At 52.0% G+C, this 7,055-nt stretch carries 7 protein-coding genes and 3 pseudogenes; 5 read left to right on the top strand and 5 right to left on the bottom strand.

Going from position 1 to position 7,055, the window contains the following annotated elements; genetic code table 11:
- Window positions 1-112: pseudogene (locus ABJD00_RS06395) on the bottom strand (IS6 family transposase); the annotation flags it as partial.
- A gap of 59 nt (window positions 113-171) precedes the next feature.
- Window positions 172-267: pseudogene (locus ABJD00_RS06390) on the bottom strand (IS6 family transposase); the annotation flags it as partial.
- Window positions 268-578: 311 nt separating this feature from the next.
- Between ABJD00_RS06390 and ABJD00_RS06385 the strand changes: the two are divergent.
- On the top strand, window positions 579-905 hold the full coding sequence (locus ABJD00_RS06385) for a DUF4440 domain-containing protein (RefSeq protein WP_348398917.1): 327 nt from the start codon (window positions 579-581) through the stop codon (window positions 903-905).
- Between the two features lie 193 nt (window positions 906-1,098).
- On the opposite strand, the gene ABJD00_RS06380 is transcribed toward ABJD00_RS06385, so the two are convergent.
- Complete coding sequence (locus tag ABJD00_RS06380; protein ID WP_348398916.1) at window positions 1,099-1,530, bottom strand: hypothetical protein; 432 nt, start codon at window positions 1,528-1,530, stop codon at window positions 1,099-1,101.
- Window positions 1,531-1,576: 46 nt separating this feature from the next.
- Window positions 1,577-2,479, bottom strand: a complete 903-nt coding sequence (locus tag ABJD00_RS06375; protein ID WP_348398915.1) for a LysR family transcriptional regulator — start codon at window positions 2,477-2,479, stop codon at window positions 1,577-1,579.
- A 232-nt stretch (window positions 2,480-2,711) separates the two neighbouring features.
- Here ABJD00_RS06375 and ABJD00_RS06370 point away from each other — a divergent pair, with 232 nt between their 5' ends.
- From ABJD00_RS06370 to ABJD00_RS06355, 4 genes are all read left to right on the top strand, one after another.
- The gene (locus tag ABJD00_RS06370) at window positions 2,712-3,143 is read left to right on the top strand and encodes a hypothetical protein (protein WP_413853678.1); all 432 of its coding nucleotides are present in this window, start codon (window positions 2,712-2,714) and stop codon (window positions 3,141-3,143) included.
- Window positions 3,144-3,193: 50 nt separating this feature from the next.
- Window positions 3,194-4,774: a sulfatase-like hydrolase/transferase gene (locus ABJD00_RS06365; protein ID WP_413848809.1), complete on the top strand. Its 1,581-nt coding sequence runs from the start codon at window positions 3,194-3,196 to the stop codon at window positions 4,772-4,774.
- A gap of 56 nt (window positions 4,775-4,830) precedes the next feature.
- Window positions 4,831-5,943: an HlyD family secretion protein gene (locus tag ABJD00_RS06360; protein ID WP_348502221.1), complete on the top strand. Its 1,113-nt coding sequence runs from the start codon at window positions 4,831-4,833 to the stop codon at window positions 5,941-5,943.
- A gap of 87 nt (window positions 5,944-6,030) precedes the next feature.
- Window positions 6,031-6,840, top strand: coding sequence for a hypothetical protein (locus ABJD00_RS06355; RefSeq protein WP_348509963.1), 810 nt, complete (start codon window positions 6,031-6,033; stop codon window positions 6,838-6,840).
- A 125-nt stretch (window positions 6,841-6,965) separates the two neighbouring features.
- Here the strand turns inward: ABJD00_RS06355 and ABJD00_RS06350 are convergent.
- A pseudogene (locus ABJD00_RS06350) lies at window positions 6,966-7,055 on the bottom strand (IS6 family transposase); the annotation flags it as partial.

The following is a 7,055-nucleotide window of genomic DNA, read 5'->3' as shown; positions in this document are numbered from 1 at the left end:
GCAGATCCTCAACATTGCGGAGAGACAGCGGGAACCGAATGTACAACATCACCGCCAGGCGAATGATTTCCGGGCTGCTTTGAAAGCCCTTGAAAGGGTTAGGTTTGGTCATGTTCAGACGCTACGAGGCCGCCCTGCCCGCTTCAAGCTGGTTTCTTCTGACAGTGCCTTCCGAAGTGACAGCGGGAATCGAACATACATCATCACGGCAAGACGGATGATTTCCGGGCTGGTTTTAAAGTAGCGAAATGGGGAGTGTTTTGTCATCCGACAAGGCTACGAAACCACCCTGACCGGCTCAAGCTGGTTTCCTCTGACAATGCCCCCGAAGGCCATAAGCCTATCAGTGGCTTTAAAGATGCTTAATTCTGGGGCTACTCCCGCTGAGGTTGCTGATGCCATGAAGATTGGGATCGCTTTGGCATACCGGCTAAAAAAGGACACTCTCGTGGCAGCTTCTAGCGATATTGGTCCATGATGATCCTATCGTTGGATGGAGATTTAACATTTTGTCTTTGTCTGTCCGCCAGCAAAATTGCAGGCTCAGTTTGGAATATTATTTTTGATGAGGGTGACGAATGAAATTCTCAGAAAAGTGGAAAAAGGCCTTCGATACTAGAGACCGAGAGGCCCTTGAGGCGATGATCCATGATGACTTCGCGTATGTTCGGCACCAGCTCGGGAAAGAGCTGACCAAAGAAGATATTGTGAGTATTTGGAGCTCAGACGGCCAAAGACCTGAGCGGCGGGACTATCGGATCGTCTATGAGAATGAAGACATTTTGGTAACGCATCAATTCATAGACTTTCTAAGCGGTGACAAAGAATCCGTTATGGTTGTCATGCTTCTGCGAAATGGGAAATTGGTTAGAATGGAAACAGGAGCTACCCCACTGAAAGCCTAGTAACTCACTGATCACACCTGCAAGACTTGCGTTACACTTTTGGGGAGCCCCAATTCAGGGCTCCCAGTCGAAGTTCATTGCTCGTTCAATTGGGCAGCCAAGGCGTTGAGTACAGCATCGTTGGGGGCTTTGCTCACACCCTCGCGCAGTGCTTGTTTAGCCGCTTCTGGGCCATGGACTATCGACGTTAACCTCACAACCATGCATCTGTTCTTTGGGGATCAAGTCGCACGACTTCACGAAAGGCTGATGGCGCTCTTTCTGCTTCTCGATTGGTGAGTGCCAATCCGCCCAAAATCAAATGCGTTTCCGGATAATCTAGATGTCCGGAAATGCTGGATACCCACTCCTGGGTTGCACTCGACTTGGCATCAGCCTGAAGTCTGGACATTTCGCCTGGCGGCACATTGAGCAGCTCACGTGCGGCAGCAACACGCACAGTTTTCACTGGATCGCTTAGTAAGAGCGCCACCTGTGAAACCTGAACTGGGCCGGAAGCAAAACGTTGCAGACGCAAAGCATGTACGCGTAACAGGGGATCTGAGTGTTTTAAAAGTACAGAAGCTTCTTGGGCAACTTCGGGTGTTCCTTGGTTCTGTGCAAGATAGAGGCCGGTCGCTCGCACGATGCTGGGCAGGTTCTGGTAGAAACAAGATCAATGATGACAGCGGTTATCGTGGCAGCAGGTTTCCTGTTCGAATGGACCGCCTCAGAAAATCCACCAACAACCTGACGCGCAAGGGGATTGCCCCGCTGGCAGAGTACACGATGTACAGGGGAATGCTGGGGGCGTCCCAGTCTTCGAGAATTTTAACCAACCGCCCATCAGCGAGTTCTTTTGCCATAACCCATTCGGGCATCATGACGATCCCCGCACCATTAGCTGCATATTCAACAAGTGTATCCCCCTGATCAGCGGCTAAATTGGAATGAATTTTGACCTCTCTCTTGGCCTTCTCCTTTTTGAATCCCCAGGTTCCACCGGCACGCATCCGACTGAACGAAACGCAATTGTGGGATTGAAGGTCTTCAGGGTCCTCAATGGGGTCAGATGAAGCTAGATACGAAGGCGATGCTGCAACTGACAGCAGGTTTGATGAAATCAGGGCTGCCTTGAGTGAGGAATCGTCCAAGTGACGTGCCCGGATGGCTAAATCAATGCCTTCCCCAACAATGTCTGTATGTGCCTCGGTCAGAAACGAGACAATTTCGATCTTGGGATACTCCCTACCGAATTCCACCAACAAAGGCGCAATGATCAATCGAGACAAGACAGGTGACATCGACATCCGTAACCTGCCCGCTGGCACGCCAATGTCTGTCCGTAACGCGGCTTCGGCAGTGTCAAAATCTTCCAGCAATTTCAGACAAGTTTTAAAATACCCAGCACCAAGATCTGTCAGCGACAAACCGCGCTGATTTCGACGAAGTAGTTGTGTTCCCAGATGATCCTCTAACGCTGAAATGCGTTTGCTGATTGTACCCTGGGCCACACCTTCCAGCTTTGCTGCCCCCTGGAAGCTTTCCGTCTGCACGACGCGGACAAAGGACCTCATCGCATCTAGCTGATTCATTGCGCAGTTTCCCTTTTGGAATTCTTATTATTCCAATGGCGATAGTGACTCTGAGCAGCATTAATGTAAAACCTTTTCTCAGGTCAAACGGACCTAACAACACCGAAACGACATCTAATCCAGATCTCCCAAGCCGCCCTTGGGAGATAACAGGAGAGGTTTGCCGCTACTCTTTGAGTGGACTGCAATGACCTTTCCTAACGGGGAAGGTGTCCCAAATCGAAGGGCATATGTGATGGCAAACCTCTCTGAAAAGCTTGCGGATCTGGCCGTCATTGTTGGTGACATCGAAGCCCGTGCTGAAGCTTTTGGAAGGGAGCAAAAATCCAGGCGCAAAGAAAAAATCGCTGATTTGCGCAAAACAGCCAAATCGGCTCGAGACCAAGCAATTGGCGCAGCGCAGTCAAAGCAAGACCAGGTTTCAATAGCCTGGAGTGAACTGCACAAGTCGATGGTGGAACGGGAGCAAAAGGTCCGCCACCAGATCGAAGAGACCAAACGCTCAACGGACCGCTCACGTGCCGAAGATCTAGCCAACCGGCTGGAGGCCAATGCGGAACATGCTCTTGGTTTGGCCAGGGTCTCAATCGAAGAAGCAGAACTGGCGATTGCTATGGCAGTGGACGCCCGCACTCAAGCTGAAGAAGGCGCGGCTAAGGACTGAGCGATCCCAAAATCTATCAAATGAAACCGAATTTAATGGAGGAACATGAAATGAAAACCTGTCTCAAACTAGGAGCCGCAACCGCGATTTCCTGTCTGGTTGCAATACCAGCAAGCGCTATCGAACCGGACGGCCCACATCTTGAATTTGCCCAACGCAATGCTGAAGCCTGGGCTGCTGAAGATGCAGACCTGAACGCAAAGTTGGCGGAACTGGAGGCCAAGTACGGCAAAAAGCCCAATATTGTATACATCCTGACGGATGACGTTGGTTGGGGTGAGCTAGGCTGGCAAGGCGGTGGCAAGCATCGTGGAACACCATCAGCTGAGCTTGATCAAATGGCAATGGAAGGCATGCGGTTCTGGTCCGCCTATGCTGAACCATCCTGCACGCCAACACGTATTGCCATCAATACTGGCCGCCACCCGGTCCGTACTGGTCTGCTTTCGGTCTTGTGGCCTGGCATGGAGGATGGGCTGGCCGCTGAAGAAGTGACCATCGCAGAAGTTCTGTCAGAAGAGGGCTATAACACTGCGATGTGGGGTAAATGGCACCTGGGCGATCTGCCGGAACATGCGCCAGAAAACCAAGGCTATGACTATGCCTATTATGGCCTTTTCAATGGTGCGCCCGACTACTGGCAGGCCTCTTACGAAGACCAAAACGGGACGTTCCTATTTCCGGATTTTCCCGGCTACGAGGTCTATAAAGAGCGTACCGGCATCGACATGTCCGTTGCAGGCTATGTTGGTCGAAAAGATGAAGGTCGCACCCCGATTGAAGGACCTGCCGGCGAACTGTCTCCCGAGCGACAAGAGGTGTTTGAAAACGCATCCATCGATCAGATCACAGCCTATGTAAAAAATCACGCCAATGCCGAAGATCCGTTTTTCATCTACTGGGCTTCCTATGCGCAGCAACTTGCACCGTCTCAGGAATTTCTGGATGCACCGGGTGTAGACAAGAACAACAGGCAGGCCTCATTCATGGCTATGCATAACAATCACGTACGTCGATTGCTGGATACCTTGGAAGACCAAGGCATAGCCGAAAACACATTGGTTGTTTGGATTAGTGACAATGGGCCGATGTATGCTTTTTTCCCAACCGCTGGTTACACGCTACTGCGTGGTGCTAAAGGAGACATTCTTGAAGGTGGAGTACGTGTTCCGGCAATGGCCTGGTGGCCTGGCATGATCGAACCTGGCCAAGATCCTGTCGACACATTGCACGTGACCGACTTGTTCACTACGGCAGCACGCATCGCAGGCGCAACGGATCATATTCCCAATGACCGCATCACCGACGGCGTAGATCAGACGGCGTTGTTCCTGAATGGTGAAGGCCATGGCCGCCGAAACTTCATGGCACATTACAGTGGTCCGACACTTGGTGCCCTGCGCTATGAGAACTTTAAAATCCACATCACCGAAGGCCATGGTGGGCTTCCGGGTATGGATTTCTACAACATCAAGCGTGATCCAGGTGAGAAATACGGCCAATTGTACCCAGGTCTCTTCGCGGTATCACCAATGCAATTCTTATTAGAAAGCCACAACGGCCGCATTGCACAGTTCCCACACCGCTCCCCCATGACTCCTGAAGAGTCAACTCTGACGGCACATGACTGATGCCAATCGCTTGGGCGCACTTAGCGCGCCCAAGCATCACCACTGGAGCCGACAAGATGCTTATTGCTCTTAGCCTTTATGCCCTGATCATCTACCTGATCTTTGCCCAATTTAAGCTTCTGCCTTGGAATGCAACTTGGAAGAGTTTGGTGACATTTTTGGGATTGATCATCGCAGTCGTTGTAGTTGGAGCGCTGAACTTCCTAGCGCCTTCGGGACACGTCGCAATCCAAGGTACAACTATTGAAATTACCCCAAATGTTTCTGGCACGGTTGTAGAGGTCTCCGCGGTTCCAAATTCCCCGGTCAAGTCAGGTGACGTGCTTTTCCGCATTGGACCTGAACCCTTTGAGACTGAAGTCCGTAGGCTCGAGGCCGCATTGGTGGACGCCAAAGCTGCCGAGCAAGGGTTAGAGACCGATCTGGAAACAGCCGTCGCAGAAGTCGCCCGTGTTGAAGCGCAGCTGAGATTTGGCTTCCAACGCCGGGATGATATTGTGCAACTTGCCGAACATGGCGCTAGCACTGGCTTTCAGATGCAGGAAGCAGTGTCCCAAATCGAACAATTCCAAGCCAGTTTGGATGCAGCGAAAGCACGCCAACGGGGCATTGAAGTGAAAATTGCCTCGGAAATAGATGGCGTGAATGCATCGGTTGTTCAGGCACAACAAGTTCTGGCGAGTGCTCGCTGGAGCTTGGAGCAGACAACCGTAGTTGCACCCGCTGACGGAGTAGTGACTGCCCTGACACTTCGCCCAGGACAACGGGTTTCGATGCTCAACTCCGCGGTTGTATTTCTGCCCAATGAAACACTTCACACGACGGGTGTGTTTGCCCAAAGCGGGGCACATGCATTCGAGATTGGATCCGAGGTGCTAGTCGCAATGCAGCCCTTACCGGGAACGTCCTTTACAACAGTTGTTGAGGCGGTGGTTCCTGGAACCGGGGAAGGCACATTGAGTGGAGCCACTGGCGCACTTCCAACTGTATCTCAGCTAACAGGCTCAGATCACTTCGCAGTCAGATTGGCGTTTCCTTACGGCCTGCCGGACCACGCACGCCGCTTGGGCATGAGCGGCAGCGCAACACTAATTACCGAAGATGCAGGCGCAGTAGAGCTTCTTGCAAAGGTGCTGTTCTGGCTTCGAATGCAATTCAACTACCTTTGATGAAACCAAATACATGGTTGCGCAGAGCATCTGACAACTGGTCGCAACCAAATCTTCCCGAAACGCATCGTTTGAAAAGAGGACACCATGAAACACATGAAAACAACGATTACATCAGCGACTGCCTTTGTTGCCCTTACATGTGGAAGCGTAATGGCCGAACCAATTTCGCTGTCCGGTCAGGGCGAAAGTGATTGGCGCTATACCACCTCCTTCTACGCATTTCTCCCAGCTCGAACGAGTGGGGATTCCACGATTGCCGGATCGACTGTTCCGTTAGATTTAGATCTTAAGGATGCGTTGGATCTTCTCGACTGGGCCGCCGCTGGCCGGTTCGAAGCCTGGAAAGGCGATTGGGGTGTCATTCTGGACGCTAACTATGTAGCGCTTGACGCCGACGGAACATTGCCTTCCCCTGGTGGCGGTACGTTTGCAGCAGACATTCGGCAAAAATGGTTCGCCATCCTCGCCGGGTACAAAGTCTCTGAAGGGACGCTTGGCAACGGCGGCAGGTACGCCTTCGATATACAAGGCGGTGCGCGCTACAACTCATTACGCCAAGAGATCACGCTCAGCCCTGCCGTTGGACCAACCCCGCCAGTCCTGGGTGGTGATGAAGGTTGGTGGGAGCCCGTTATTGGCGCTCGCGGCATGTGGCAGATCAATGATCGCTGGACCACCATCGCATCAGTTGATGTTGGTGGATTTGGAGCCGGAGGAAACGACCTTCAGATTGGTGCCAATGTCGGCTTTGATTGGAGGGCCTGGGACAAGACTTCGATCTTCTTTGGCTATCGTTACTATAGCATGGACTATAGCGACACGCTTCCAACCGGTGCCTTTGCTTATGACGTTAGCCAACACGGTCCGGTCATCGGTGTGAAGATGAGGTTCTAAAGGTATGTTAGGTTCTCAACCTTGTCTGACGTCAGCGGCTATGGGTCCAAATAGCGGTATTTGCTAAGAGAGGATGCTGGCAGACTAATTCGAACCAGTCTCTACAAGGACAGTGACACTGTCCATTAACTCGCGCCAAGACCACGCCACTCAGCCAGAGCGGCGGCGCGGTTGAGCTTGAAATTTGGTCTCGTTGAAAGGCTGCGTTCCTGATT

The sequence above is a fragment of the Tateyamaria sp. genome, from assembly GCF_039945315.1.
In the GTDB taxonomy this organism is placed as follows: Bacteria; Pseudomonadota; Alphaproteobacteria; order Rhodobacterales; family Rhodobacteraceae; genus Tateyamaria.
Note: the sequence above shows the minus strand (reverse complement) of the source record. Positions and strands in the feature narration are given on the sequence as shown.

What these genes read in the sequence shown, in the direction of transcription:
- ABJD00_RS06385 (WP_348398917.1), top strand. Translation starts at nt 579, where the DNA reads ATGAAATTCTCAGAAAAGTGGAAAAAGGCCTTCGATACTAGAGACCGA.
- ABJD00_RS06375 (WP_348398915.1), bottom strand. Translation starts at nt 2,479, where the DNA reads ATGAATCAGCTAGATGCGATGAGGTCCTTTGTCCGCGTCGTGCAGACG.
- ABJD00_RS06365 (WP_413848809.1), top strand. Translation starts at nt 3,194, where the DNA reads ATGAAAACCTGTCTCAAACTAGGAGCCGCAACCGCGATTTCCTGTCTG.
- ABJD00_RS06360 (WP_348502221.1), top strand. Translation starts at nt 4,831, where the DNA reads ATGCTTATTGCTCTTAGCCTTTATGCCCTGATCATCTACCTGATCTTT.
- ABJD00_RS06355 (WP_348509963.1), top strand. Translation starts at nt 6,031, where the DNA reads ATGAAACACATGAAAACAACGATTACATCAGCGACTGCCTTTGTTGCC.